The sequence below is a fragment of the Vibrio sp. ABH4_348 genome (genome assembly GCF_056159765.1).
This window is the reverse complement of record NZ_JBSWVW010000002.1, coordinates 408,762-434,729: the sequence shown is the minus strand read 5'-3', so window position 1 is coordinate 434,729 and position 25,968 is coordinate 408,762. Positions and strand designations below refer to the sequence as shown.

Annotated in this window: 29 protein-coding genes; 23 read left to right on the top strand and 6 right to left on the bottom strand. The window is 43.1% G+C overall.

Translation table 11 applies throughout. From position 1 onward, the window contains the following. The first annotated feature begins 58 nt into the window (after nt 1-58). A complete protein-coding gene (locus tag ACXAFJ_RS15725; protein WP_475324725.1) occupies nt 59-643 on the top strand; it encodes a TetR/AcrR family transcriptional regulator in 585 nt (194 codons plus the stop codon). 57 nt (nt 644-700) lie between these two features. Here the strand turns inward: ACXAFJ_RS15725 and ACXAFJ_RS15720 are convergent, their stop codons facing one another. Next, complete coding sequence (locus tag ACXAFJ_RS15720; protein WP_475324724.1) at nt 701-2,752, bottom strand: prolyl oligopeptidase family serine peptidase; 2,052 nt, start codon at nt 2,750-2,752, stop codon at nt 701-703. A gap of 339 nt (nt 2,753-3,091) precedes the next feature. Between ACXAFJ_RS15720 and ACXAFJ_RS15715 the strand changes: the two genes are divergently transcribed. Continuing rightward, nucleotides 3,092-3,772: a DNA alkylation repair protein gene (locus ACXAFJ_RS15715; RefSeq protein ID WP_475324722.1), complete on the top strand. Its 681-nt coding sequence runs from the start codon at nt 3,092-3,094 to the stop codon at nt 3,770-3,772. A 416-nt stretch (nt 3,773-4,188) separates the two neighbouring features. Here the strand turns inward: ACXAFJ_RS15715 and ACXAFJ_RS15710 are convergent, their stop codons facing one another. Both ACXAFJ_RS15710 and ACXAFJ_RS15705 read right to left on the bottom strand, forming a co-directional pair. Further along, nucleotides 4,189-5,361 carry a DUF418 domain-containing protein gene (locus ACXAFJ_RS15710; RefSeq protein ID WP_475324721.1) on the bottom strand — a complete coding sequence of 391 codons (1,173 nt, stop codon included), beginning with the start codon at nt 5,359-5,361 and terminating at the stop codon, nt 4,189-4,191. Nucleotides 5,362-5,492: 131 nt separating this feature from the next. Continuing rightward, nucleotides 5,493-6,404 carry a LysR family transcriptional regulator gene (locus ACXAFJ_RS15705; RefSeq protein ID WP_475324720.1) on the bottom strand — a complete coding sequence of 304 codons (912 nt, stop codon included), beginning with the start codon at nt 6,402-6,404 and terminating at the stop codon, nt 5,493-5,495. Nucleotides 6,405-6,550: 146 nt separating this feature from the next. On the opposite strand from ACXAFJ_RS15705, the gene ACXAFJ_RS15700 reads away from it, so the two are divergent. Next, complete coding sequence (locus ACXAFJ_RS15700) at nt 6,551-7,195, top strand: NAD(P)-dependent oxidoreductase (RefSeq protein ID WP_475324718.1); 645 nt, start codon at nt 6,551-6,553, stop codon at nt 7,193-7,195. Between the two features lie 89 nt (nt 7,196-7,284). On the opposite strand, the gene ACXAFJ_RS15695 is transcribed toward ACXAFJ_RS15700, so the two are convergent. Beyond that, nucleotides 7,285-7,965 carry a hypothetical protein gene (locus tag ACXAFJ_RS15695; protein ID WP_475324717.1) on the bottom strand — a complete coding sequence of 227 codons (681 nt, stop codon included), beginning with the start codon at nt 7,963-7,965 and terminating at the stop codon, nt 7,285-7,287. Between the two features lie 461 nt (nt 7,966-8,426). On the opposite strand from ACXAFJ_RS15695, the gene aroG reads away from it, so the two are divergent. The 4 genes from aroG to ACXAFJ_RS15675 all read left to right on the top strand — a co-directional run bounded on the left by aroG (nt 8,427) and on the right by ACXAFJ_RS15675 (nt 13,437). Continuing rightward, nucleotides 8,427-9,476 (top strand): 3-deoxy-7-phosphoheptulonate synthase AroG, encoded by a 1,050-nt coding sequence (gene aroG, locus ACXAFJ_RS15690; protein ID WP_475324715.1) that lies wholly within the window; start codon nt 8,427-8,429, stop codon nt 9,474-9,476. Between the two features lie 232 nt (nt 9,477-9,708). After that, a complete protein-coding gene (locus tag ACXAFJ_RS15685; RefSeq protein ID WP_475324713.1) occupies nt 9,709-10,059 on the top strand; it encodes a helix-turn-helix domain-containing protein in 351 nt (116 codons plus the stop codon). Nucleotides 10,060-10,383: 324 nt separating this feature from the next. Further along, nucleotides 10,384-13,119 carry a polysaccharide lyase family 8 super-sandwich domain-containing protein gene (locus ACXAFJ_RS15680; RefSeq protein WP_475324712.1) on the top strand — a complete coding sequence of 912 codons (2,736 nt, stop codon included), beginning with the start codon at nt 10,384-10,386 and terminating at the stop codon, nt 13,117-13,119. Nucleotides 13,120-13,206: 87 nt separating this feature from the next. Further along, on the top strand, nt 13,207-13,437 hold the full coding sequence (locus tag ACXAFJ_RS15675) for a DUF3820 family protein (RefSeq protein WP_475324711.1): 231 nt from the start codon (nt 13,207-13,209) through the stop codon (nt 13,435-13,437). Between the two features lie 19 nt (nt 13,438-13,456). On the opposite strand, the gene ACXAFJ_RS15670 is transcribed toward ACXAFJ_RS15675, so the two are convergent. Then, on the bottom strand, nt 13,457-14,419 hold the full coding sequence (locus tag ACXAFJ_RS15670) for an integron integrase (RefSeq protein WP_475324710.1): 963 nt from the start codon (nt 14,417-14,419) through the stop codon (nt 13,457-13,459). 238 nt (nt 14,420-14,657) lie between these two features. Between ACXAFJ_RS15670 and ACXAFJ_RS15665 the strand changes: the two genes are divergently transcribed. The 6 genes from ACXAFJ_RS15665 to ACXAFJ_RS15640 all read left to right on the top strand — a co-directional run bounded on the left by ACXAFJ_RS15665 (nt 14,658) and on the right by ACXAFJ_RS15640 (nt 18,968). Further along, a complete protein-coding gene (locus ACXAFJ_RS15665) occupies nt 14,658-15,050 on the top strand; it encodes a hypothetical protein (RefSeq protein WP_475324708.1) in 393 nt (130 codons plus the stop codon). 154 nt (nt 15,051-15,204) lie between these two features. Then, the gene (locus ACXAFJ_RS15660; protein WP_475324707.1) at nt 15,205-15,765 is read left to right on the top strand and encodes an NADAR family protein; all 561 of its coding nucleotides are present in this window, start codon (nt 15,205-15,207) and stop codon (nt 15,763-15,765) included. Nucleotides 15,766-16,170: 405 nt separating this feature from the next. Next, the gene (locus ACXAFJ_RS15655) at nt 16,171-16,533 is read left to right on the top strand and encodes a hypothetical protein (RefSeq protein WP_475324706.1); all 363 of its coding nucleotides are present in this window, start codon (nt 16,171-16,173) and stop codon (nt 16,531-16,533) included. Between the two features lie 410 nt (nt 16,534-16,943). Beyond that, the gene (locus ACXAFJ_RS15650) at nt 16,944-17,705 is read left to right on the top strand and encodes a DUF4145 domain-containing protein (RefSeq protein ID WP_140299845.1); all 762 of its coding nucleotides are present in this window, start codon (nt 16,944-16,946) and stop codon (nt 17,703-17,705) included. A gap of 442 nt (nt 17,706-18,147) precedes the next feature. Next, nucleotides 18,148-18,579: a hypothetical protein gene (locus ACXAFJ_RS15645; RefSeq protein ID WP_475324704.1), complete on the top strand. Its 432-nt coding sequence runs from the start codon at nt 18,148-18,150 to the stop codon at nt 18,577-18,579. Nucleotides 18,580-18,695: 116 nt separating this feature from the next. Then, complete coding sequence (locus tag ACXAFJ_RS15640) at nt 18,696-18,968, top strand: hypothetical protein (protein WP_475324703.1); 273 nt, start codon at nt 18,696-18,698, stop codon at nt 18,966-18,968. Between the two features lie 328 nt (nt 18,969-19,296). Here the strand turns inward: ACXAFJ_RS15640 and ACXAFJ_RS15635 are convergent, their stop codons facing one another. Then, entirely contained in the window at nt 19,297-20,256 is a 960-nt protein-coding gene (locus ACXAFJ_RS15635; RefSeq protein ID WP_475324701.1) for an IS30 family transposase, read from the bottom strand. 211 nt (nt 20,257-20,467) lie between these two features. Between ACXAFJ_RS15635 and ACXAFJ_RS15630 the strand changes: the two genes are divergently transcribed. The 10 genes from ACXAFJ_RS15630 (at nt 20,468) to ACXAFJ_RS15585 (ending at nt 25,744) form a co-directional block, all read left to right on the top strand. Further along, nucleotides 20,468-20,770 (top strand): immunity protein Tsi6 family protein, encoded by a 303-nt coding sequence (locus ACXAFJ_RS15630; protein ID WP_475324700.1) that lies wholly within the window; start codon nt 20,468-20,470, stop codon nt 20,768-20,770. Nucleotides 20,771-20,894: 124 nt separating this feature from the next. Next, the gene (locus ACXAFJ_RS15625; protein WP_475324699.1) at nt 20,895-21,275 is read left to right on the top strand and encodes an SMI1/KNR4 family protein; all 381 of its coding nucleotides are present in this window, start codon (nt 20,895-20,897) and stop codon (nt 21,273-21,275) included. Between the two features lie 168 nt (nt 21,276-21,443). Beyond that, a complete protein-coding gene (locus tag ACXAFJ_RS15620; protein ID WP_005448240.1) occupies nt 21,444-21,701 on the top strand; it encodes a type II toxin-antitoxin system Phd/YefM family antitoxin in 258 nt (85 codons plus the stop codon). Continuing rightward, the gene (locus tag ACXAFJ_RS15615; RefSeq protein WP_025796191.1) at nt 21,689-21,991 is read left to right on the top strand and encodes a type II toxin-antitoxin system RelE/ParE family toxin; all 303 of its coding nucleotides are present in this window, start codon (nt 21,689-21,691) and stop codon (nt 21,989-21,991) included. The genes ACXAFJ_RS15620 and ACXAFJ_RS15615 overlap by 13 nt, the downstream gene beginning before the upstream one ends. A gap of 129 nt (nt 21,992-22,120) precedes the next feature. Further along, a complete protein-coding gene (locus tag ACXAFJ_RS15610) occupies nt 22,121-22,633 on the top strand; it encodes a GNAT family N-acetyltransferase (RefSeq protein WP_475324697.1) in 513 nt (170 codons plus the stop codon). Nucleotides 22,634-22,824: 191 nt separating this feature from the next. Beyond that, entirely contained in the window at nt 22,825-23,391 is a 567-nt protein-coding gene (locus ACXAFJ_RS15605) for a hypothetical protein (RefSeq protein WP_475324696.1), read from the top strand. Between the two features lie 135 nt (nt 23,392-23,526). Next, nucleotides 23,527-24,114 carry a class I SAM-dependent methyltransferase gene (locus ACXAFJ_RS15600; protein WP_475324694.1) on the top strand — a complete coding sequence of 196 codons (588 nt, stop codon included), beginning with the start codon at nt 23,527-23,529 and terminating at the stop codon, nt 24,112-24,114. Between the two features lie 198 nt (nt 24,115-24,312). Continuing rightward, nucleotides 24,313-24,681, top strand: a complete 369-nt coding sequence (locus ACXAFJ_RS15595) for a VOC family protein (RefSeq protein ID WP_475324693.1) — start codon at nt 24,313-24,315, stop codon at nt 24,679-24,681. 108 nt (nt 24,682-24,789) lie between these two features. Next, nucleotides 24,790-25,323 (top strand): GNAT family N-acetyltransferase, encoded by a 534-nt coding sequence (locus ACXAFJ_RS15590; protein WP_475324692.1) that lies wholly within the window; start codon nt 24,790-24,792, stop codon nt 25,321-25,323. Nucleotides 25,324-25,405: 82 nt separating this feature from the next. Then, nucleotides 25,406-25,744, top strand: coding sequence for a nucleotide pyrophosphohydrolase (locus ACXAFJ_RS15585; RefSeq protein WP_475324690.1), 339 nt, complete (start codon nt 25,406-25,408; stop codon nt 25,742-25,744). The last annotated feature ends 224 nt before the right edge of the window (nt 25,745-25,968 follow it).

The window sequence follows — 25,968 nt, the reverse complement described above, 5'->3', positions numbered from 1 at the left end:
TGAATGATGATTCAAATTAGATTATTATTCGATCCATCTACATGTGGTGGAGTGCGTTATGAGAAGTGCAGAATTTGATAGAGAAGCCGTACTGCGAAATGCCATCGAGGCGTTCGTAGAAAAAGGCTACGCAAAAACCAGCATGCAAGATTTGAAAAAAGCGACTGGCCTGCATCCGGGTTCGATTTATTGTGCGTTTGAAAACAAACAAGGCCTGATGTTGGCAGCAATCGCCCAATATGACCAAGACAAAACCGACGAATTCATTCGCGTTACCGCTAATGCTCCCAGTGCTATGGCGTCACTTTGGAGTTATTTGGAAAGCATTGTTGACGAGATATCTCATTGTGAAAGTGGCCCTCACCGCGCTTGCATGACACAAAAAGCGGTGACAGAGCTAATCAATGAACCTGAGATAGAAACCGCGTTGCGCAGTAGCTTGGCAAAGTGGCAAAACGGTTTACAGCAGCTGTTTGTAGACGCGCTAGAATGTGGCGAGATTTCGGATGAGCGAAGCCCGGAGCTTCGAACGAAAAGCCTTGTGATGGGCATTTTTGGATTGCGAAATTACGCTCAACTCTATTCTGATTCAGCGATAACTTTACAACTTGCCAAACAGCTGTTTGATGACGTTCGTCGTTAAGCCGCAGAAAAGATTTGAAAACAGCGCCAAATTGGCGCTGTTTTTTGTTTACTTGTCTTATTTCAATTTCGGCTGGATACCGAAGTGATAAAAGCAAAACGCGTAGATATCCGCATTGAGATCCAACACTTTGGACATCGGCATCCCCGCGCCATGGCCCGCATTCGTGTCTATGCGAATTAACACGGGATTGTCACCTTGATGCTTAGCTTGCAACTCGGAAATGAACTTGTAGGAGTGCGCTGGCACTACTCTGTCATCGTGGTCAGCGGTGGTTACCAATGTGGCTGGGTAGTCCACTCCGTCTTTGACATTGTGGACTGGCGAATAACCAAGTAGGTATTCGAACATCTCTTGGTTGTCGGCAGAGGTTCCGTAATCGTACGCCCAGCCTTCACCTGAGGTGAAAGTGTGGTAACGAAGCATGTCTAATACGCCGACAGCAGGCAGTGCCACTTTAAATAAGTCTGGACGCTGGGTCATGCACGCACCCACCAACAAGCCACCGTTTGAACCGCCTTGAATCGCGAGCATAGAAGAGGATGTGTAACCCGACTCAATTAAATACTCTGCGGCCGAAATAAAATCATCGAACACATTTTGCTTTTGCAACTGAGTACCGGCGATGTGCCACTCTTTACCATATTCACCACCGCCTCGAAGGTTGGCGACCGCGTAAACACCGCCCATTTCCAGCCATGTGGCGACCGATGCACTGAATGTTGGTTCTAGGCTGACATTAAATCCACCATAACCGTAAAGGATGGTTGGGTTTTGACCGTTGAGTTCAATCCCTTTGCGATAGCAAATGGTCATTGGCACCTTAGTTCCGTCTTTCGAGCGATAAAACACCTGCTTTGATTCAAGTAAATCGGTGTTAATCTGACACTGAGATGCGCGATAGAGAGTGTATTCACCGGTTTCTAAATGGTATCGGTAGGCCGTGCTGTCTTGCACTCGGTTAGTGAAATTGAAATACAGCTCCGTCTCTTTTGCCTTGCCGCTAAACCCGTATACACAGCCAAGTCCAGGCAATTCAATATCTCTTATTAAATTGCCCTGATAATCAAATTGCTTCACTTGTGTATTAACGTCAACAAGGTATGAAGCAAATAGGTAACCACCACCGGTAGAAACGCTCAATTGCTCTTTTTGCTCAGCGATAACATCTTGCCAATTCTCGTCTTGTGGTTGGGTAGCTGACACTTTAACCAGACGATTAAGAGGTGCGTCGAGGTTGGTGTGAATTAGCAACTCGCCATCGCGATGATCCACCACATAGCTATCAGCATGGTTTTTTGTGGTCACGGTGACAAGCACCGATGAGGGATTAGATAGATCCTTTACAAACAGCTGGTTGCCTGATGTTGATTGCGCGCCTGATACCACCAAAAACGCGTCATCTTCGGTTGTATAACCTCCAACATAACGGAATTTTTGTGATTCATCGCCGCCAAATACTAACTGGTCTTCAGATTGTGCGGTTCCCAATTTATGGAAATACAGCTTGTGCTGTTCGGTTCGGGCAGACAGTTCGCTCCCCTCTGGTTTGTCATAACTGGAGTAGTAAAAGCCTTCATCTTTGAACCAGGATAAATTAGAGAATTTGATGTCAACTAATTCAGGTTCGAGCTGCTGTTTTGTCTCAGCATCAATGATGTAGACCGTGCGCCAGTCGCTGCCACCAATCGACACTGAATACGCCACGTATTTGTCATTTTTAGAAAAGCTGATACCACCTAATGATGACGTGCCATCTTCGCTGAAGGTGTTGGGGTCTAGAAAAACTTCTTCCTGGCCTTCAGCGTTTCTGCGGTAGATAACCGACTGGTTTTGAATACCGTCGTTGCGGTAAAAGTAGGTGTAGTTACCGTGTTTGGAAGGCGCCGATTCTTTTTGGTAGTTATTCGCTTGTTCTAGCTTGCTACGAATATCATCTCGAAAGGAGATGGCATTGAGATGAGAAAAAGTTAGCGAGTTTTGGCGAGTCACCCAATCTGCGGTTTCTGCATTTCTGTCGTCCTCCAGCCAACGATAGGGATCTGCGATTTTGTGGCCAAAGTAGTCATCAATCACGTCATCTTTACGTGTTTCTGGGTATGTAAGCACGGAGTCTTCCTTATGAATCTGTTAGATTTATTCATGCATTATGCCAGTAATTAGGGCGTGTTGACCTTTCGAGCTGATTTTTGCAGCCGTTTGTGGATTCTTTATACAAGGCAGAGGCTTTGATGTGTAGTTATTCTACTCGAAATGCCGATAACGCTGTAGAAAGGAGCCACAAACGCTGCCCGTAGGGTTCGGCTAAAAGCGTTTTACTCTTTGTTGAGAGGTGTTTTGCTTAGAATGACTAGGCTAAAAACCTCTCGCCGCGATTAAAACGCTTTTATCTCGAACAAAATTTAACTGCGAAAGGTCAACACGCCCTAGAGAGTATAGAGAGTCAATATGTCCCAAGTCAGTGCAATTGTTGAGCAAGTAAACCACGAGCTTTCGTCTATGAAGTTATCGAGAGCACCGGCTGAACTTAGAACGGGTGACATTAGGAAATTGTCGTCCAAGATTTATCGACAACTCGATGATAAATCCATCGATTCGGTTTTATTGGTTTGCGAACAGTTGTTGTCACAAAAAGAGTGGGCACTGGGTGTGATTGCGTATGACTGGGCCTATCGAGTGCGCAACCAGTACCGAGAAGACACCTACTCGATCTTTGAATCTTGGTTGTTTAACTACGTAGGCGGCTGGGGAGATTGCGATGATTTCTGTACTCATGCATTTGGTGCGCTATTTGTTACCTATCCCACTCTATTCGCTAAGGCCAACGCTTGGCTAACTCACGATCATTTTCCCGTTAGGCGAGCGGCGGCAGTGAGCTTGATTTATCCGATCAATAAAGGGTTTGCAGACAAATTTGAGGTGTTTAACATCGCAGATTCTTTGCTTCAAGATGAACACGATTTGGTTCGCAAGGGCTACGGTTGGATGCTCAAAGTGTATTCTCAGTCTGAGCCTGAAAAGGTAGTACGTTATCTGCGCCAAAATCACAAAACTATGCCTAGAGTGGCATTTCGCTACGCCCTAGAAAAGTTACCGCAAGCACAGAAACAGCAATTAATGGCTCTTTAGCGCCTCGGTAATTAATCTGAAATCCGTACTATACTTCTGATTGCGTTCACATTTTCGTTTATAAAGTGAGCAGTTGTCGCATTTTTGCTACTCAAACTATAACTAACTCTTTTGTCATTAACGTAAAAGCGATAGAGTTGATGGTGAAGAGTGTTGTTAACTTATTGATAGTTAATGCTAAATAGGACAGCGTCTTGAAAAGAGATGAGAAAGAAGAGCCAAAGCACGATGAAGATAAAGTTAACCCCGGCTTTATGATCGCAGTTGTCAATTTCTTCATCGCTCTACTAGTTTGGATAGTCTTTTTTGACTGAGGCCATGCCTCAGTCATTGAAGAAATATGACTAAATTAGTCAGCTAGCTTAATGTATATCGAACCTAAAGTTCTTTGCATTTTGACTCGTCACGAACACCATCTATCTGCCAAATGCAATTCGCCTCAATAGCGGCTCTAGCGGCCCTTTTCCAAAGACTTTTGCGTACATTCCAATCATGATCGACGATACCAAATAGACCATAAATGCCACTAGCACGAGTTGTGGGTAGCTCAATTGGTTAAACCATCCCATTCCATATTCAGCAAAGCAAAATCCTGCGAGCACCCCCTGCAGTACATAACAAGACAGTGTATTGCGACTGGCAAGTCGAATTATATTTGGAAACGAGAGTCTAGTATCCAGCTTAACGATCAGATACAAATAGCTGGCAGTGAGTAAAGGCGCGGTTAGTAGAATGACCACCAATCCACTTAAGGTAACTAAACCGCTTGGCTCAAACTGTCCGTAATTGTTGGTCCAGGCGAAAAATAGCGACCCCAAAATACCAAGAACGGAATATGGCATGCACTTTTTCGCGAGTGCCTTGTATCCTGTACTTTCTTTGGTAAACCACGGGCTTTTTGCACTTGCTAGGCCGAGCAAAAATGCGCTGAGGACCAAAGGCGCTTGAAGCAAAACTAACAAGCCAAAGGTTGGTAGCCAAGAATCGAATCGAAACATCATGCCATCCGTGTAGGTGCCGCCTAATCTTGCATCTTGGCTCATCAGTGTTTCTTCACCCGCAATGACCACCAGTACCAGCAATGTAAATAGCGTCGCGAATATACTCCACTTGGCATAGCGAATCAGGTTTTCAACACTGCAGTCTTTAAAGCCCCAAAGGATTAATGCAACCAACCCATACAGCACCAAAATATCACCGTGAAACACCAATAAGGCGTGAAGAACGCCAAGCGATACTAACCCGACAATACGGTGAAAATAAGACGGTTTAGGGTCGAGTCCTTTTGCTTTCATCGACTCGAATTGGGTAAACACACTCCAGCCAAAGGCGAACGAAAATAACAAAAAGAACTTCATCATGAACAAGGATTCAAACACCAGTTTTAGCCCAAGCCCAAATGTTGTTTCAGGTGGTGTGTGATAAAGCGATTCGGTCATACCCATAATCGGTACATTGACCAAGCAAATACCTAGTAGGGCAAAAGTACGAATGTTGTCGATATGGTGGTTGCGTTTGCTATTTGTAAGCGTTTGACTTTGACCCGCAAGGGTTTGGCTTAAATCGGACATGATGGCAAAACTCGTCATTGGTGGTATTCCAATGTAAACCAGCCCAATTCTGCCTATGTATCTGGAATTGCGCTTTGGTTTTTTAACCCAGTGCCTTATCTACCCAAAGTGGACTAGAGCGCCAAGTGAACAAGAAACTGAATCTGAAATCATCTATCCCAATAGGGATTATCTTCACCATAAAACTCGACGGCGAATTCTAAAAACGCACGCACTTTGGCAGGCAAATATTGCCTCTCAGGGAAAACAGCGAAAAAAACGTGATCTGGTATTTGGTATTGAGGAAGCAACCGAATGAGTTGCCCGCTTTTTTCATATTCACCTGCAATAAAAGTTGGTAATCGACCAACGCCAACACCTTCTAATACTGCGGAAAGAATCGCTTCGCTATTGTTAACCCGATAGTTTCCCGCGACCTCAACTGTGCACTTTTCTTTTTGATGCTCGAATGTCCAGATATTGCCATCTTGAGAGTAGCTAAACAGCACACAATTGTGCTGGATAAGATCACTGGGTGCTTGTGGGTAGGAGGTATTGGCTAAATAGTCTGGTGTTGCGTAGATGGCTTGGCGCAATGGGGCAAGCTTACGCGCTATAAGACTCGAGTCGGGTAGAGCGGCTGCGCTGCTTCTTATCGCGATATCAATGCCCTCTGAAACTAAATCAACCTGCCTGTCGTCCATTAACAATTCAACATCGAGTTTGGGAAAGCGTTTTAAAAGCTTGGGAATCAGTGGTGCCACATGAAGTCTGCCAAAAGACATAGGACTACACACCTTGAGTTTTCCGCTGGGTTCACCTTGTAGCTCAGTTACGGCATCTTCTGCTTCGCAAGCGGCTTTTAAGGCGATTTTGGCGTGGTCAAAATATCGTTCCCCAGCTTCTGTGAGGCTGAGTTTTCGAGTTGTTCTGTGCAGAAGGCGAACGCCAAGGTCGTCCTCTAGCTGATTGATTCTCTTACTGATTGCCGATTTAGATACGCCTAAATTACGAGCCGCCAATGAAAATCCACCGCTCTCGACGACCGCGACAAAGATAGGTATTGCGCCAATTCCTTTCATGTTTATCTCTGTGTTGAGTTTTTCTCAACAATTATTCCACGATTAGCATTATTATCAATCAAAAAGAAACCTTATAGAGTAACTGCCATACAGATATCGACTCAAAGAGAGTCCGATTTGAACTTAGTACTCAAGGAGAAATAGACATGAACATCACTGTATTTGGAGCTGCAGGCAACGTAGGGCGTAGAGTTGTGTCAGAAGCAATCAATCGAGGCCATGAAGTGAATGCGGTTATTCGTCGTCCCGAGCAGAAACATCAATTACCGAAACAGGCAAATGTCGTTGTTGCTGATGCGACTGACTCACAACAAGTCAAATCACTTTCTGAAGGACAAGATGTCGTGATAAACGCGACTCGCCCACCTTCAGAAAATGGCGCGAAAGCCGTGAAGGGTCTAACCGAATCTCTATTGGCAGGTATTCGCGAAAGTCAGGTGCGTTTGTTAGTTGTAGGGGGAGCCGCAACTCTTAAAGTACCAAACGGAGGCGGTCGAACGGTTATGGAGGATGCACAGTATTTACCTGTGTCGGCTCGACATGTCGCGGTTGCGAGTGCTGCCCAGCAGAAGACCATCGCTGAAGAGAAGCAGATAGATTGGGTGTATCTTAGCCCGGCAGCTAGCTTAGTAGCGGGTGAACGAACAGGCCAATATAGAGTAGGCACCGATGATCTTGTGGTTGATAAATTTGGTATCTCAAAAATCTCAATTGAAGATCTAGCGGTCGCACTCATTGATGAAGCAGAAACCCCTAAGCACCACAGACAACGTTTCACGGTAGCGTATTAAATACCTAGATAAATTGATGTTAGGTCTGCTCTTGCTGAGCTCGGGACAGACCTAAGGCTTCTTCGCAGAATTCAAACTTGATTTAAACTTCACTCAAACATGGAAGCGTTGATACTGGCAATTGGGTAGTCATTGGCTTTGGCGTTGCTCACTTCCAAATACCGCATTTTGCCATTCGGATCTTGCGGAGCGGGTAAGATGCCGCTAAAGGCAGTCATTTTTTCTGCGTTAGCATCGATTGTAAACTCAAGTGCATCCATAAAAAATGCCATACCAATGGAGCCCGGGCCGACTTCTACCGTTATGGCGGTCTCAGTTTGCTGTTTTATTGAAAACTTAAATGGAGCCAGTTTCTTTGCTTTTAGAACTGGGCCAAGGCACTTTATGGATTTCCCACTCTGTAATGCAGACATATGCGCTTTGGCAAATTCGGGAAAAAGTTCAGGCAGGCATAGCGGCAGTTCGCCTCGTTTGTTAACCCAAAGCTCTTTCCCAGCCGTGTCGTAGGCGATGACTTGTTCGTCGTTGATGAGCAGACTTCCCTTCTGGGAGGCATGCCCCTCATAGACAATAAGCTCAATCGCGTTGGTCGACCAGCGAACATCTGCTTGATAGAGAATTCGGTCATTCTCTAACACCCGATATTGTTTGCCCGATGAGTTGTTTCCCGTTAATAGAGTGTCAGATTGAATTAAGACACTTGCACTTGCCGAAAAGGCAAAGCCGCTTGCCATCAAAAAGGCAGTAACCGAACGCGTTATGTTAGTCATAACCAAACCCTAGTGTTGTGTTGATACTACCCAATCTAGGGTATGGGCCGAGCGGGGTATTGAATATACACGCCAACTCCCTATCGAGTTGTTCCATGACTTGTACGATTCAAGTGAATGAGTGAAAAATAGTCAATAGTGTGTTTTTTAAAGACTTAGTACTAATATGCGCTTGTTTGTATCAAGTGTACAAAAGTGTGTTCTTAACTGTAGGTTGTACATATCTATAGTACTGTTTTATCTGGATAAAAATGAGTGTAAAAAAATAATTACACATAGGTGTGAATTAAAAATATGAAAATATTTGCCAAATTAAAATAATAATGCTTGCAACCATCTTTGTGAGGCGATAACTTAACCAGCATAGCGAGCAACACTATTTAGCTCAATGCCCATGAAAGCCTGAAGGCTGATGATAAGTGCATCAGGGAAAGATGCGATAAATTAGGAAGTTATAAGCGATGTTTCAAACCGATGATGTAAGAATTAACCAAGTCAAAGAGTTATTGCCGCCAGTAGCTGTTTTAGAGAAGTTTCCTGCCACAGAAAGAGCGTCAAGTACTACGTTTGAATCTCGTGAAGCCATTTCTAATATATTGAATAATAAGGACGATCGACTACTCGTTATCATTGGTCCATGCTCTATTCACGATCCGAGAGCGGCGCTTGAGTATGGTGAAAAACTGAAAGTTTTACGTGAGCAACACAAAGGCGAATTGGAAGTTGTGATGCGCGTTTACTTTGAGAAGCCGCGTACCACTGTTGGTTGGAAAGGGCTAATCAACGACCCTTACCTAGACGACAGCTTCAAAATTAACGATGGCCTAAGAATGGGCCGTAAGCTGCTGCTCGACTTAACGGATATGGGCATGCCCACGGCGAGTGAATTCCTAGACATGATCACGCCTCAATACGTCGCTGATTTAATTAGCTGGGGCGCAATTGGCGCGCGTACTACCGAATCTCAGGTACACCGTGAGTTAGCTTCGGGTTTGTCTTGCCCTGTTGGTTTCAAAAATGGTACTGACGGCAACATCAAAATAGCGTCTGATGCGATACGCTCGGCCAGCTCTTCTCACCATTTCTTGTCAGTGACTAAATATGGTCACTCTGCAATTGTAGAAACAGCAGGTAACCCAGATTGCCACATCATTCTACGTGGCGGCAAAGAGCCAAACTACAGCAAAGAGCATGTTTCGGCGATCAAAGATGAGCTAGAAAACTCAGGTTTGCCTAAGAAAGTGATGATTGACTTTAGCCACGCAAACAGCAGCAAACAGTTTAAACGCCAAATGGTAGTGGCAGAAGACGTTGCTAGCCAAATCGCCCACGGTGAAGATGCGGTATTTGGTGTAATGATCGAATCTCATTTGGTTGAAGGTCGCCAAGATTTGGTTGCCGGCAAAACACCAAGCTACGGTCAGTCAATTACTGATGCGTGTATCGGTTGGGCTGATACTGAAAAAGTATTAGAGCAACTTGCCAATGCGGTGAAAGCCCGCCGTCAGTAGTCGCAACTGAAGACTACGCCTAGCTTACTAATTGTTGTTGAAGGACGCCTTGGGCGTCCTTTTTTGTTTTCGTCTTTTTTGTTTCTGAGAAATCTCAATCAGCCTTGACTCTGGGTTTACAAATTGATGACAAAGTTCTTTGGGCTTCTTTGCACACTGATTCCATTCAATTCTCATCACATCGTTTAAAACAATAAGTCAGCCGACTTTTCTGGCTCTAGGAAACCGAACCATGGACTTTACTCAACAAGATCAAGATGCGCTTTATCAAACATGGATGTCGCAAAAAGCCAAACTTCGCATTACCCAAATGGAATTCGCCAAAAAATTAGGATTAACACAGGTCGAGTTTTCGCAACGCGTGCGTGGCAAACAGCCATTAGATAGCCAGTTTGTACAAACATTTTGTAACCAGCTCGGGTTAGACCCAACTCAAATCATTCCCAGTTTAAAACCTCACAACCAATGGCTAGGTGAATGCGTAAAGCTCACCACAAGGCTGACTATTGATGGCACGATAGAAAGAGCCTACATCGAAGGTAACGATGTGGTAGTAGAGTATTCACATCAGATAACTCAGTGAGCAAATCTAAAGAAACCCAAACAGAATGATCACAATGCAAGAACAATTTTTGATCAATTGTTCGGGTTTTGAACAAACTCACATTGTAACTGGAGTATGAAAAACAGAGATTTTGACTATCAGATCTATCTCACTTTTTAGACATTTAGTGAGTAGAAACTCAGTAACTGGTCTTTATTGCATCAAATTGGATTGATATTCTCAATTAAATGAAATGGCATTCTAAAAATAGAGATCTCATATGCCATTTCAGAGTATTCCTCTGCAGTGCCCGACCCTACAGGGCTAGAGGATAGGCAATCCAATAAAAATACAGGCCGAAATATGAACTCTTTACCTCTAAAACGAAGTGCGTTTGCAGTGGCAAGTGCTTTATTCGTGGGCACTTTTGCTGCTCACTCACCAACTGTTATTGCAGCCGATGTTGCTGCTAATGTGAGCAGTTACAATACTTCTTCTGCGTCATTGTCAGAAGTCGACCAGCTAGCGCTTCAGCTATCTCAAGACAACTTAGATAAGTTCCGCCGTTCCGCTCAGGCTGATAACCTAACCTTGCTGCAAAAAGCACTGCCATTTGCGCAAGATATTCAAGCAAATGGCAGCTGGGCAGACATCAATTACGCAGATACCCAAGCGTTTGGATGGTCTCCTGCCGATCATTTAGTTCGTATGCGCTGGATGGCGATGGCCTTCGCCGATGCCAATGCGCAAACCCAAACCAGTGCCGATTACCAGTTATTAAAAACCTCTGTGCAAAACGCGGTGCAATACTGGATAGACAGAAAACCTACCAGTACCAACTGGTGGTGGCGTGATATTGGCCCTCAGTTGCACTTTGGCCCAGTTGGTTTGGCAATGCGCCAACATTTATCAACCTCTCAACTCAACTACATTGGCAGCTTGATGCCACAAGAGTTCGACCCTAAAAAGGACACTGGCGCCAACTTAACAGACAAGGCACTAAGTATTGCAACGGGAGCGCTGATTTCCGGCGATGAGACCAAACTGAAGTTTGCGATTGATGCCGTCAAGCAAACGGCGCTCACCACAGATGGTGACGGTCTGCAAAAAGACCATTCTTATCTGATTCACGGACCGCAGCTTTACAGTGGAACCTATGGCCAAGTGCAGTTAAGTACCGTGCTTAAGCTGGCGTATCTAACACGCAACATGTCGTATGCGTTTAATCAAACTCAACTAAACGCGATAGCTGAGCACGTGTTGGACGGCGACCAATGGATGACCCGTGGTGGTGTTATGGACCACCATACTATGGGCCGCGGTATCGCCCGTGTTCAAGATGATGTTATCGATAATACAGCCAAACTGGAGCAGCTTGATCAGTTAAGAGAACTCGTTCCGGCTCGAGCGAGTGAGATTGCTTTATTCCGCGCCCATTTAACCGGGGGCAAAGCTGGAATTAATGGCTTTAAGCACTTCTGGCGTAGTGACTACTCGGCTAGCCAACGCCCTGACTTTTTATTCACAGTAAAAATGGCTTCGAACCGTGTTACAACGCAAGAAACCAGCAAAAAAGAAAACCTATTGGGTTACTGGCTCACACACGGCAGTACCACACTGATGCTTGATGGTGATGAATACCGCAACATTTATCCAGTTTGGGATTGGCGTTTTATTCCGGGTGTAACCGCACCAGAATGGCAAGGTATGAGTGCTCCATGGGGTGTGCGTGAACACAACCAACCTTTTGTTGGCGGTGTGTCTGACGGCCAATCTGGTGTCACTGCAATGGATTTCCGTGCTCGTGGAACACGTGCCAAAAAAGCGTGGTTCCATTTTGATAACGAAGTCGTCGCACTCGGTGCTGATATCTCATCCAGCAGTAATCAACCTGTTACAACAACGGTGAACCAAGCACTACTCGACGGCTCTGTTGAAGTTCAAGGCTCGGGAATTTTACCATTGGGAAGCCGCAGTATTGCCAAAACTCAGGCAGGTGGTGCGGGCTGGGTTCATCATGACAACGTCGGTTATGTTTTCCCGCAAGATTGGCAGGGTGTGCTGAGCAACCAAAGCCAAACGGGCAATTGGTTTAAGATCAACAACACCAAATCTGAGTACAAAACACCGGTTAGCAAAGACGTATTTAACTTGCGAATTGACCACGGCTTAAAGCCGCAAAACGCGAGCTACCAATACGTTATGTATCCGGGTAAAACAGCTCAGGAGACCTCCAACTACTCAGCCAATCTACCACTGAAGGTGCTAGCGAATACTGCGACCGTTCAGGCGGTGCATCACAGGCTAGAGAACAAGGTTGGCGTGGTATTCCATCAAGCGGGTTCTGTGACTTTATCTAACGGCAAGCAGCTTTCGGCTTCTAAGCCTTCAGTGGTTCTACTCGACCAATCGCAAGCCGTGGATGTGCTAAGTGTATCTACACCGAGTTTAGCTGGTGGCACACTGGAAGTTTGTTTGGGCGATGGCAATGGGTACGGGCAAAAGCAAAGTATTTCTATGCCAAGTGGGGCTGAACAGGGCAAAGGTGTAACAGTTGAGTTTAACGGTGTGTATTCACAATGTAACTTTACCGCCCCAACCGCCAAAACAGTTATCAACCCGACGGATGACTCCTTTATTCGTGGTGGTAGCTATAAGTCATCGATTTATGGAAACTGGGGTAGCCTAGCGGTTAAGCAAACAGCTAATGAAACTTGGACTCGTCATTCCTATCTTCGTTGGGATCTTGACCAACTTAATGCAACTCAAGTTCGCAAGGCTACTGTTCGTTTACATGTCTCTATCTTCAAAGATGCACCTTCTGCTCAACTTGCTTTCCATAAAGCCGGCGACGCGTGGCACGAAGGTGATATGAAGTGGTGGTTCCCGGGTACCAATATGGGCTGGCGAATGGGCACCGCGACGGTAAATCAATCTGGCCAGTGGGTAGAGTTTGATGTGACTAGCTTTGTAAATGCTGAGCTTTCTGGTGACAAGTTGATGTCGATTGGTTTGAAATCAGAGACAAACAACGCTTGGATTTCAATTACTAGTAGCGAAGCGAGTACTAACAAACCTGAACTGGTTGTACAATACTAAGCTTAGATACTGAATGAAGCCCCGGCCTTGGCTGGGGCTTTTTATTTCCTGTAAACTACTCTCATAAATCTACCGTCTGGAAGTGCCGTGCTAAAAAAAGAAAACGTCCTTAAACTTGCTCGTATGAAAATGCCGTTTGGAAAATACGCAGGGAGAGTGCTTATTGATTTGCCCGAAGAATACCTTTTATGGTTTGACAAAAAGGGCTTTCCCAAAGGTGAACTGGGTGACCTGCTCAAGTTATGTCTGGCGCTTAAAATTGAAGGGCTAGATAGTGTGGTCAAACCGATGAAACTGCCCGAAAACCGCTACTACTGATTAACATAGACATCGATTTTTATACGATTCGCGATAGTGGACTAGTCACCCCACTGGCACCTCGTTCAAGAACATGAGTATAAATTTGTGTCGTTTTTACGTCTTGATGGCCAAGCTGCTCTTGCACGGTTCGAATATCTGCTCCTGCTTCTAGTAAATGAGTCGCAAAGCTATGTCTTAATGTATGACAGGTAACAGGCTTACCAATGTTGGCAAGCTTGGCTGCGCGTTTCACTTCCCTCTGTAAACTTTTTTCATTGATATGATGTCTCCTCAATTGATTTGACTCTGGGTCAATCCCCAAACTTCTAGCAGGAAACAAGTAGTGCCAGCCGAACTCCAGAGCAGCTTTTGGGAACTTCCTCCGCCAAGCAGGTTTTAGCCAAACTCCAGCGTAGTTGGGGTGGCGAATATCAACCTGATATTGTTCTTGGGTAGTTTGGGTTTGAAGTTTTAACTCTTGGACAAGTTCGGGTGCCAATGTAACCACTCTGTTCTTGTTCCCTTTACCTTGCCAAACTCGAACCGCTAGGTAATCGTAATCAATATCTTGTACACGCAATCGAACACATTCCATAACGCGTAAACCTGAGCCGTACATCAGCTTTACGGGTAGGGCAAAGCTGGGATTAATGTGCTTTAGCAAGCTGCTAATTTCTTCTGGTGAGAGCACAACCGGTAGTTTTCTATGTCGTTTGGCATAGCGGTATTCAAGCTCAAAATCTGATTGTTTTAGATACTCCACGTACAGATAGCGCAAAGCATTAAGTGCGACAGCCTGAGTACCGGCAGCGACGTTTTTTTGTAGAACTAATGAATTTAAGAAGGCTTCGACATCAGATTTACCGAGGTCTTTGGGGTGTTTCATTTGATGAAACCGGATGAATTGAGCAATCCAATGCAAATAGGTTTTGATGGTGCGCTTGGCGTAATGCTTAAGCATCATGTGTTCTTTAACACTTAACAAAAATAGACTTTTCATAGCTTCTCAAGCACTGTTTTTATATACAGTTGATTAAAAATCAACCAATGTCCACTTTGTTTTTAAATGTGTAACGTTTTTGCGACTGCGCTCTTACGTGAATGAATGATAACTTTATGTATTACATGGCCTTATATGCTAGTCTGAGGGAAATATCCACAAGCCAAAAATGATGCCTGTGGACGGATTATATGGACATTTTGTCTTTGAATAATTGTTAAGTTTATAAGGAAGGATCATGTTTGAAATCGCTCTGATTGCTTTACAAGAAGCAATCCAAAACTTAAAAGATAGGAGTCAACGTAAACAAACTCTATCGGATGAGCAAGAGAAGCAAAAAGAAGTAGCTTTTACGGCTGTAATGACCGCAATTGTTGCTACCAAGGCATACTTAAGAGACTTGAAAGATGACGAGAGTTTATCGTCTAGGCAGAAAGAGTTGGAACTTTCAGACCTTTGGCTAGCTGCGTCAGAGGCAATTCGTAAAATTGACAGGCAGCTGTTTAAAAGCTCTCAAGTCAAAGCTCTTGCATGGGCTGATAGAGGCGAGTGGGCCAAGGCTCAATCAAATGCATCGACAGTTAAACTTGATGACTTATTGGCACAAGTTAACCACCTGCGCGACCAATAAACTTAACAAACTGTTCAAGAGGGATTCGCAACGCGTGGCATTTTCACTATGCGTTGGTTTTAGTGTTTAGGGTGGCATGCGGCGACTTCGGTATTGCGTCGCTCACCCCTTAACAGGGCGTTAAGCACACTTCCACATCAGGAATTAGAAGAAATTGAAAATAAGAACAAGAGAAGAGCTTGTCGAATTTGTAAACCATGGAAATAAGGTAAAATATGTCTTTTTCTGGGGGAATCAAAAGGAAGTTGGTCGAGTAACGAAAAACTGCTTTAGCCAATGGTATGACTCAAAATTCGAAGAAGACGGCAACGAATTTATCACTGCCGAACATTATATGATGTATCACAAGGCAAAGTTGTTTGGTGATAATAATGCGTGCGAGAAAATTCTTTCTGCAAACAACCCTGGAGAAGCCAAGGCAATCGGTCGAGAAGTTATTGGTTTTAAGCAAGATTTATGGGATCAAAAAAGATTTGAAATTGTTGTAAAAGCCAACTTTGCAAAGTTCTCCCAAAATCCAGAGTTAAAGGAATTTCTTGTAAATACAGGAAAACGGGTATTAGTCGAAGCAAGTCCAGTAGACAAAATATGGGGTATTGGATTGGCTGAAGACAATCCAGCATCGGAAAATCCCAATACGTGGAAAGGCCTTAATCTTTTAGGCTTTGCGCTAATGGAAGTTAGAGACCAATTGTTAAATCAGTCTGGTGCTTAACAAAAACATGTTGGCGACGCAAAACAGTCTGGCGGTTTTGGTTTAAAAATTCAGTGTGTGCTGCGGCTTAATCGTGGCGCACCAAATGTAAGTGTTATACCCCATTTTTTAGTTAGTGCTTTTTGTGTTTGTATTTGTTAAAAGTTCCTCGCCCTTTTTAGCTCGTTGCCAATCCTCTTTTCGCGTAGTTTTAGGTTTCGAGCGGTTCAGCAAATATCATCACTAATCATTGAGTTAATCACATGATTTGTACATCTTGGTGGGGCGGACAAGCCGCTTTAGGTTGCGAGCAGAAGTCTAACAAGCACATGTTGGCGACGCAAAACAGTCTGGCGGTTTTGGTGTAAAAGTTCAGTGTGTGCTGCAGCTAAGTCGTGGCGCACCAAATGTAAGTGTTAGGTATACATGGAATTTCTGCATAAATTTGCATGTTTTGATTGTCGAGTGGCATTCAAAAGGCGTGCGACTGAAGAGTCAAATACGGGTACTGCTTGGCAAACTGAATCAGAACTTGAGCATAATTGCCCTAATTGTGGTCGCAAGATGGCTTTTTTAGGTCGTAATTTTCGTGCACCAAAACAATCGAGTAAAAATAAGTGGCAATCGGCGATGTTGCTTTGGGAAGCTGGCTTTAGGTATTGTGGCAGTGGCTATCATTCAGATCCTGTTCTCCCTGAAAGCAAAGTTGAAACAATTGATTTCATTAAAAATAATCCTAACCACACTCAAAGAATAGCTAGTAGTAACTGTTGGGAAACGTATACCTAACAAATTACTCAAAAGGACGTAAAACGCTTGGCTTGCGCTCCTTCGTCGCTAATTTTAGCCAAGCATTTTACGCCCATTAGTAAGGCGTTATACCCCATTTTTTAGTTAGTGCTTTTTGTGTTTGTATTTGTTGCAAGTTCGTCGCCTTTTTTAGCTCGTTGCCAATCCACTATTCGCGTAGTTTTAGGTTTCGAGCAGTCCAGCAAAAATCACCGCTAATCATTGAGTTAATCCTGTGTTTTGGGCATCTTGGTGGGGCGGACAAGCCGCTTTGAATTGTGAGCCGAGGTCTAACAAAAACATGTTGGCGACGCAAAACAGTCCCGCGGTTTTGGTTTAAAATTCCAGTGTGTGCTGTGGCTTGGTCGTGGCGCACCAAATGTAAGTGTTAAGTTTATGGAGACAAAGAATTGGAACAGGGTATTTTATATTCACAAGAGCAAATTCCCGCATTTGTGTGTCCAACATGTAACCAGGGTGACATGAGTCCGCTAGGTGAACCCAATATACGTCAAATTTCAGATGTTAGAACTGGTGGAGATACAAGGGCAATTTTACGGTCAGACTTACAGTGTAAAAATCAGGAGTGTGCAGACGCTGGAGTTCTGGTGATGTCAGGTGAGGTCTACTTCGATGAGGAATGTGGATATGAAATGTTATTTACACCAACCTTTATAAATCCAGCTCCCAATTTCTTTCCATTGGACTCAAAGTACCCGTACAAGATTAGAATGTTGTTGGAAATGGTGTTTTCACTTTTCTGGGTAGAGCAAGCATCATGTGGCAATAAGTTAAGAGTCGCTGTCGAAGAATTGTTGACTCAGCTAGGTATCGAACAGCATAGAACCAAAAATGGTGTGGACGTTCTTAGCAGCAAAGGATATCCAAAACCTATTCCATTACAAGAGCGCTTAGATAAATGTAAAAAGCTTGGAAAAGTCGAGTGTAAATGTATTAGAGCACTTGAGGCGATTAAATGGTTAGGTAATGAGTCCAGCCATAGTCCAGATGGTGTCTTTCAACATACAACTTACCAAGCAATCATGGTATTTGGCGCAGTATTACAACAAATTTATCTAGGTGTAGCTTTACCTAAGGATCTGGATTTTAACGTAAATAATATCAACTTTTTCTATAACCCTAATGAGCAAGAAGCAAGACCGAAAAAGTAAACTTAACAATCTGTTTAAGAGTGATTCGCAACGCGTGGCATTTTTACTATGCGTTAGGTTTGATGGTTAAGATGGTATGCGGGAACATCGGTATTGCGTTGCTCACACCTTAACAGGGCGTTATACCCCATTTTTTAGTTAGCGCTTTTTGGTTTCGTATTCATCGAAAGTTCCTCGCCTCCTTTGGGCTCGTTGCCAATCTACCTTTCGCGTAGTTTTAGGTTTCGAGCGCATCAGCAAAAATCATCACTAATTATTGAGTTAATAGCATGTTTTGGGCATCTTGGTGGGGCGGACAAGCCGCTTTGGATTGTGAGCCGGGGTCTAACAAAAACATGTTGGCGACGCAAAACAGTTCGGCGGTTTTGGTTTGAAATTCGGCGTGTGCTGCGGCTTAGTCGTGGCGCACCAAATGTAAGTGTTAGCAGCCAAGGAGACTTTGATGGTCATAAGACAAATTAAAGCGTACAAAATAGTCTCTATTTTGTCATTAATGGCGGGTATCGCCGCACTTCAAAAAATATACATCAATGAAACTCTTTTGATAGCTGGTTTTGCGTCTGGTGTCCTTGGTACATTTTTACTCGGGAGTGCTGCGATTGTGACGGTAATTCGATTTGTAAGAGAGTTTGTAAAGGTCAAAGGGCTCACAATTTTACATCGCTTTATAGGTCTGGCTTTGTCGATATCGCCAATAATATTGTGGTACGTGTGTAATGCTAAGTTTGTTCTTATTCCTGCGTTCAATGCAGAGCAACTATCGGACTTCTTTATTCCATCTGCTCTATCTGCGATTAATGGTGGAGTAGGCATTTATCTTTTCTTCGTAGTAGTTGATGTAAACAAAAAGCTCCTCGCGAAAGGGATTAGCTAACAAAACCATGTTGGTGACGCAAAACAGTCTGTCGATTTTGGTTTGAAGTTTAGTGTGTGCTGCGGCTTGGTCGTGGCGCACCAAATGTAAGTGTTATACGCGTTAAGAGTACGAAAATGACCTCGATAGAAAAGCAAATCCTAGAAAACTTGTTTGATGCACTGGATCGGTTGTTTGATGGAGATTGCAAGGTAATAGATTTGCACGCTCTAATTTATGCGTCTTCCGCGGCCATGGAAAACAATCCACCTCCATTATCATTACAACCTTATGAGGAACAACTTAAAGCTATAATACGTAGCGGTAAACCAGAAGAAGTTGCGCGTGAAGAATCACTTATAGTAACTAACGACCTACGTGACAAATTGAATGAGTTGCTGCCAATCTAGCATTGCGCATAACAAAGCCATGAAAAGCGGACACAAAACAGCTGGCTTGTGCTCGTTCCTCGCAAATTTAGCCAGCTAATTGTGCCGTTTATGGCAAGTGTTATACCCCATTTTCTAGTTAGTGTTTTTGGGCTTTGTAATTGTTGAAAGTTCTTCGCCTTCTTTGGCTCGTTGCCAATCTACCTTTCGTGTAGTATTGGTTTCGAGCGGTTCAGCAAAAATCATCACTAATCATTGAGTTAATCGCATGTTTTGGGCATCTTGGTGGGGCGGACAAGCCGCTTTGAGTTGTGAGCCAAGGCCTGATATCAAGTTTGAAGTGCAACATTTATCTGTAGTAACCAACAAAGCATTCCTCTGGTGTTTTAAAGCCTAGCCGTTTCCTAGGACGTGTGTTCAATCGCTTAGCAATGGCATTGCATTTAGCCTGTGTTAACGACGCCATTGATGTGCCTTTAGGGAGATACTGACGTATTAATCCATTGGTATTTTCATTCGTCCCTCGCTCCCATGAGTGGTGAGGAGTGGCAAAGTAGAAGCGTGTTTCGGTCGCTTCTTCAATTTCTTTGTATTGATTAAACTCAGTACCGTTATCAGCTGTAATAGAAGTAAATAGTCCATCAAATTTGCTCATAATTTTAATGGTTCTCCGGTTGAGAGATTCGGTGGTTCTATTATTCAGTTGGCCTATCAGGGTATAACCAGTTTTCCGCTCAACCAGAGTGACAATACAATGTTTAGAGCCAGCACCCATGACCGTATCGATTTCCCAGTGACCACGTGTTTTTCGGATTTCAACGGAAGCCGGCCGTTCGGATATGTGGCGTTTTGAAGCAACACGACCACGGCTGTCGTAGGCCCCGTAACGCTTCCGACGTTTCTTATTCGATTGCCTGAGGTGTTGCCATAACTGGCCTCCATTAGCTTTATCTCTCCAGACATACTGGTAAATAGATTCGTGACTTATCGTTAATTTACCGGTGGTTTTGAGATGGCCGACAATCTGCTCAGGGCTCCAGTCTTTAACCAGCAACTGCTTAACTTGATTGAATTGCTCTGGTGTGATGCGTTTGTTTCGCCTTGAACAACTTCTTCGCCGAATGGACCGACTCTGGGCTTTGCTAGGCCGATAGGCTTTATCAATTTTGCATGAGTTACGAATGATTTCTCGGGAGATCGTGCTCCGATGTCTTCCGAGGGCATGAGCAATTTGAGCTTGGTTATAACCTTGCTTTCTGAGCATAGAAAGCATATACCTTTCATTCTCAGTGAGCTGTTTGTATTTCATGTATTTTTTCTTCTTGGCGGGAGGAAAACACAAGAATTATGACAGCTCACTGTTTTAAATTTTAGTGTTGCACTTAGTATATGAATCCAAGCCATATAACAAGCACATATTGGCGACGCAAAACAGTCTGGTGGTTTTGGTTTAAAAGTTCAGTGTGTACTGTGGCTAAGTCGTGGCGCACCAAATGCAAGTGTTATGAGTCTCTAGAGAAATGAGTCAAGAAGAAATAAAAGTGGAAATTTGCCAGTTCGCTTTAGAAGTGTGTAAGAACAATCGCAAAACAATGCTTCCCTTAATATATGAGTCAATTGAAAACCAATTGAATTGGCTAATTTCTTATTTCAACGGTGAGTCTAGCGACAGGCAAAAGTTGTTTGAATTAACTTTTGGACATTTTGCTGTTCGTGAAATTGATCCCAGAGAAGTAGAGGTCATTGCAGCACTTAACAGTGCATTTTATGTTGCCGATAGAACGCGACGAGGACTTAAACTGGATTTAAAAGTTTTGGCATAGATTCATAACAAAGCAAATTAAAAAGGGCGGACAAAAATCAGTTGGCTTTGTTCGTGCTTCAAAGATTATAGCCAACTAATTTTTGCCGTTTATTTTCGGCGTTATACCTCATTAGAGAATTACGATGTTATTAAACGTTGAGATAGTCGAATTAGAACGAGAGCTGAACACTCTTGTTCCTGAGGATGTGAAGACTCAGTATCGTCAATCTAATGGTTTGCTTGGACCTACAGGTTGTAACTTATTGTATAGGTACAAATCAGGTGACAACGGTGACATCATACATGTGAATAGAGTATTGAAATCTGAAAGCTGGTTTCCTGCCTCGTTGATATCAATAGTTATCTATGGAGACGATGGCTGCGGCAACTTAGTGTGCTTTGATAACTCAAAAAACAAGGCGTTTCTTTGGAATCCTCAAGATGGTGAAGTGACCCAAGAAGAACGGAATACAGTTAAAGAGTTGTGGGATCTCATCATTGAATGGTACGAAAGTGAGGTATAACTAAAACATGTTGGCGACGCAAAACAGTCTGACGGTTTTGGTTTAAAAATTCAGTGTGTGCTGCGGCTATATCGGGGCGCACCAAATGTAAGTGTTAGCCGTCTTGGAGCTTGCTATACCCAAAGTGATAGAATAGTATCACTTTAGTATTCCTTTGGAGCAGCTATCATGAAGGTAGAACTAGTTACATCACTCAAACGTCAAGCAACTAAGATCCTCGCTGATCTCCACGACACCAAAGAGCCAGTGTTAATTACTGAGCATGGTAAGCCATCCGCTTATCTCGTTGATGTTGATGACTACGAGTTTATGCAAAATCGTTTAGCTATTCTTGAGGGTATTGCACGAGGAGAGCGTGCACTAGCTGACGGTAAAGTGGTAAGCCATGACGAAGCTAAAGACAAAATGTCAAAATGGCTGAAGTAATCTGGACTGAACCAGCGTTATCTGACCTCAACGACATTGCTGAATATATCGCACTAGAAAATATCGTAGCTGCAAAGCAGTTAGTGCAAACGATCTTCTCCAAAGTCGAACGCCTACAAACTTTCCCAGAGTCAGGTCGTATTCCACCCGAACTAGAACATCTAAGTTATCGTGAAGTTGTCGTTAATCCATGTCGTGTTTTCTATAAACAAGACGGTGACAAAGTGTTTATTCTGTTTGTTATGCGTGCAGAGAGAGATTTACGTAAGTTCCTGTTGAGTAAGCAGTAACCTTTTGGGAATGAGCGGCTAACAAACGTTAAAAATGACTCCTAACACTTGGCATCTTTAGCGCTAAATTTGAGCGCAGTGTTTATGGTGACTAACCTTGGTTAGGTGTTAGCACATAAGGAGAAGGCTTTGAATTTAGAAAGAAAATTTGAATGTTCAAGTTTTGTATTTACTCCAATAGAAATCGCTGATGCAGTGTATCTATTAAGCGCAGTGAGCTCTAATTTATTTCCTGCGTCCCTTCCACTAGCAAATATTAAAACTCTAACTCAAGCTGAGAGTTGGTGTTCAAATTGTGTGTCAGAATGGAATATGGGCAAATGTTATGTTTGGAGTTGTCGTCGGTTGCACAACTCCCATGTTATTGGTCAGGTCACATTACTTCCTCAAGAGAATCGTTTGGCTTTAGCTTATTGGGTTAATCCGGAATTCTGGGGTCAGGGTTTAGCGACGCAAATGTGCGAAGCTTTGGTATCACATGTACGTAGTTCGGGTTATCAAGGTAGTATTTGGGCAGGTGTTCATTCCTGGAATAGTAGGAGCTCTTCGGTACTAAAGAAACTCGGTTTTAAACAAACAGTTTCTAATAGTGAAAATACAGAGGAGTACAGCTTGGATATTGTGTACCAAAAAACAAGTTAACAGTGATTCAGCACGCGTAGTATTTCTGCTATGCGTAGGCAGTATGTAAACAGTCTTTTTTATTTTGTGTACTCTATTTTCTGGTAAGAATTAGTCATCAAAATGATGCATGGGGCGTTAGTTGGTCGTCTTTAATACCAGACATAATAGTCATTAGCTTTTTAATTATTGAACTTAATAAGGTAAGTAATATGTTTCGAAACATTCGTTCTTATGTTTCCGGGAAGTTGGTATTAGTTCTGTTTGTTGCGGCCAATGCGATATATGCGACGATGCTGATTTACAGTATCCCCAAATTGATGCAGTACACAGATGGGTTGCCATTATTTGATATGTCACCATTTGGTTATAGTTATCAAGATGCATTGACACTACTCTCTGCATTGGGTGAAGAGGGGCGCAGCGTTTATGTGTCGCTTCAATTGGTATTAGATCTATTTTATCCGTTTCTATTTGCACTTTGTTACTCGGCCATGCTCCTTTGGTTGAGCCGTATAGGGAATCTCACTAGCCGTTTTTGGCTGTATCTATCGGTCGTTCCAGTGTTAGTTTGTCTATTTGACTATGCAGAGAACGTTGGAGTTTGGTATATGTTGACTGAATATCCGGCTGTTTCAAAAAATCTGGTAATGATGAGTAGTGTATTCACGTTGGCAAAAAGCATGTTAACGATGATTTACTTTACTGGGCTAATTTCTGCCGTTTGCGTCGCTGTCTTTTACAAATTTTTTGGACGAAACAAACGTCTCGTGAGTTAATCGATAGCCACAATAGACGTTTAACATATGGCGCTTTGTGATTTTGGCGACCAGTCTAAATTCTATGTGGTTGATAGCAAGTTCTCGAATCTTAGTCGTTAGATCTGACATGTATTAGTACGCAAGGAGCAATCCGTGAAACCAGAGAACAATCTTGATGACTTATCGAATGGTTGGGAAGAGGTTGCACAAGAATTCATTTCTGCACGTTCTTCTATTGGAACGTCTACTATTGGTGGTTGGAGTAACTCACTCAATTCAGATCAAGCTCTGTTAGATGTTGGTTGCGGTTTTGGCGAACCATATACGCAAAGCATTTTAGATAAGGGTGTCAGTGTATTTGCAATCGACGCATCAGAAACATTGATACAAGAGTATATAAAAAGGTTCCCGGCAGCACACGCAAGGTGTGAATCCGCCGAAATGTCCCCATTCTTTGGCAGAAAATTTGATGCAATTTTGTCTGTTGGCCTAATTTTTTTGTTGCCTGAGCCTGCTCAGGTCTTAGTTCTACAAAAAATGGCAAGAGCGTTAGAAGAAGGGGGAAGCCTTTTATTCAGCGCTCCATATCAAACTGTTAGTTGGGATGATTTACTAACAGGAAAGAAGTCTCTGTCTTTAGGACGGGAGAAATACGTAGAGATTCTCAGCGAACATGGCTTGAGCCTGGTTGACGAGTATACCGATGAAGGGAAGAACCATTACTACAGCTTTAACAAGTAAAGGGTTAGTAGCGTGTAATACAATGAAGTTCTGATGTATTTGGGTTGTACATCGCGCAGTTAATATAAATGTCATTCTCCGCAAATAAGTTACTGCGTCGTGAAGTTATTACCAATGACAGTACTACTTCCTATTTCACTTTGAACGTGTTTTACGTTAGCGTTGGTGTGCAATTATTCGTAAAGGATTAAAAAATAAATGGCAAACCTGAATACAGTAGAAATAAAATCTTTTGTTCCTGCTAAAGACTTCGATGTTTCAAAGCGCTTCTATCAGTTGATTGGCTTTGAGCTTGCCTCTGAATTTGATGGTGTCGCGTATTTTAAGTCTGGCTCTTGTTCATTTTTGCTCCAAGATTTTTACGAGCCTATTCACAGCGAAAATTTCATGATGCATTTGTTAGTCGAAGATGCGCGGGATTGGTACGGGCATATAAGCAAACTCAATCTAGAAGATGCATACGGCTCAAATGTTACTGACTTGGTAGAGCAGCCATGGGGCATGCTTGAATTTTGTATGACAGACCCGTCCGGTGTTCTGTGGCGTATTGCTGAGAACCTAAAGTGAGCTAAGTGGTTCCATTTTTATCTCTTCCTAATGTACATCGATGATTCAAATGGTTATCGATTCAGATGCGAAGATTTTTTCCAAGGTACCTGAGTATTTTCACAAGCTATGAAAGTAGATATTAGACCTGCAAGGTTAGATGAGCTGGAATTGATTCACTCATTGATTATTTCAAATGATGAGTGGACTAAATTTAACGGTCCCTACTTCCCATATTCTCACCCATCATTAGAGCAGTTTAAGCAATCTTTGTTCCCAAGGTTACTAGAAGGTTCAGATCTTCAAATTATTACTGCTGATGACGTTCCTGTGGGGACGGTGAACTGCTATTGGGAATGCGAAGAAACTCGTTGGCTAGAAGCCGGTGTAATTATTTACAACGCTCAGTATTGGGGTAAAGGGATTGCGGCAGCGGCCTTGCCTCTATGGTTATCTTTCTTGTTCAAAAGCAAAGTAATTGAGAGGGTAGGGTTAACCACCTGGTCTGGCAATCCGCGCATGATGGCATTGGCGTTGAAATTGGGTTTTCAACAAGAGGCGAGACTGCGAAAGGTGCGTTATTACCAAGGTGAGTATTTTGATTCGGTTAAATATGGCGTGCTCAGAACCGAGTGGTTAGAGCATAATGAAGGCTGTACTTAAGCCGTTTATAATTGCTGGGTCTACATCTTTACACCTTATCAGCACTATCACAAAAACATACAGATAAAAGCACGGAGTTGTAATGAGTAAAATCGTCTACGTTGCAGGCAGCTTTAAGCATCTGGATAAGATGCAAAAGATACGTAAATCATTGCTCAATGTTGGTATTGAAACGACGATTTCCGAACCACTTCAAGCCAATGGGATTGATGGGTGCTTACAACGGATTCGGCAAGCGGACATTATCTATATTTTAAATTTTGATGGTTATGTGGGCAAAAGTGTTGCACTAGATATTGGTTATGCACTTGGACTTGATAAACCCGTCTACGCGTTAGAATCCATTTCCGATCCTGACATTTCTCACTTATTCGCAGGTATTGCTTCGCCAGACGAATTTATGGCCGAGCTAAAACAGTGATAGATGGCTAGCACGCAGATTCTGTTGACGCGTAATGTTTGGCATTAAAGCTCAACCAGAAGTCAATGTTAATAGCATTTCACCCAATCTTTTAGTCAGATTTCAATAAAGCACATAAATATCAGCTAAAGGTTCCAACAATTAGAGTAACCACCAAGTTTTTGCCCCACAAGATTGGATCTATCTACGTAAACTTGTCTTCATTTGTTATATAAGACGAGATT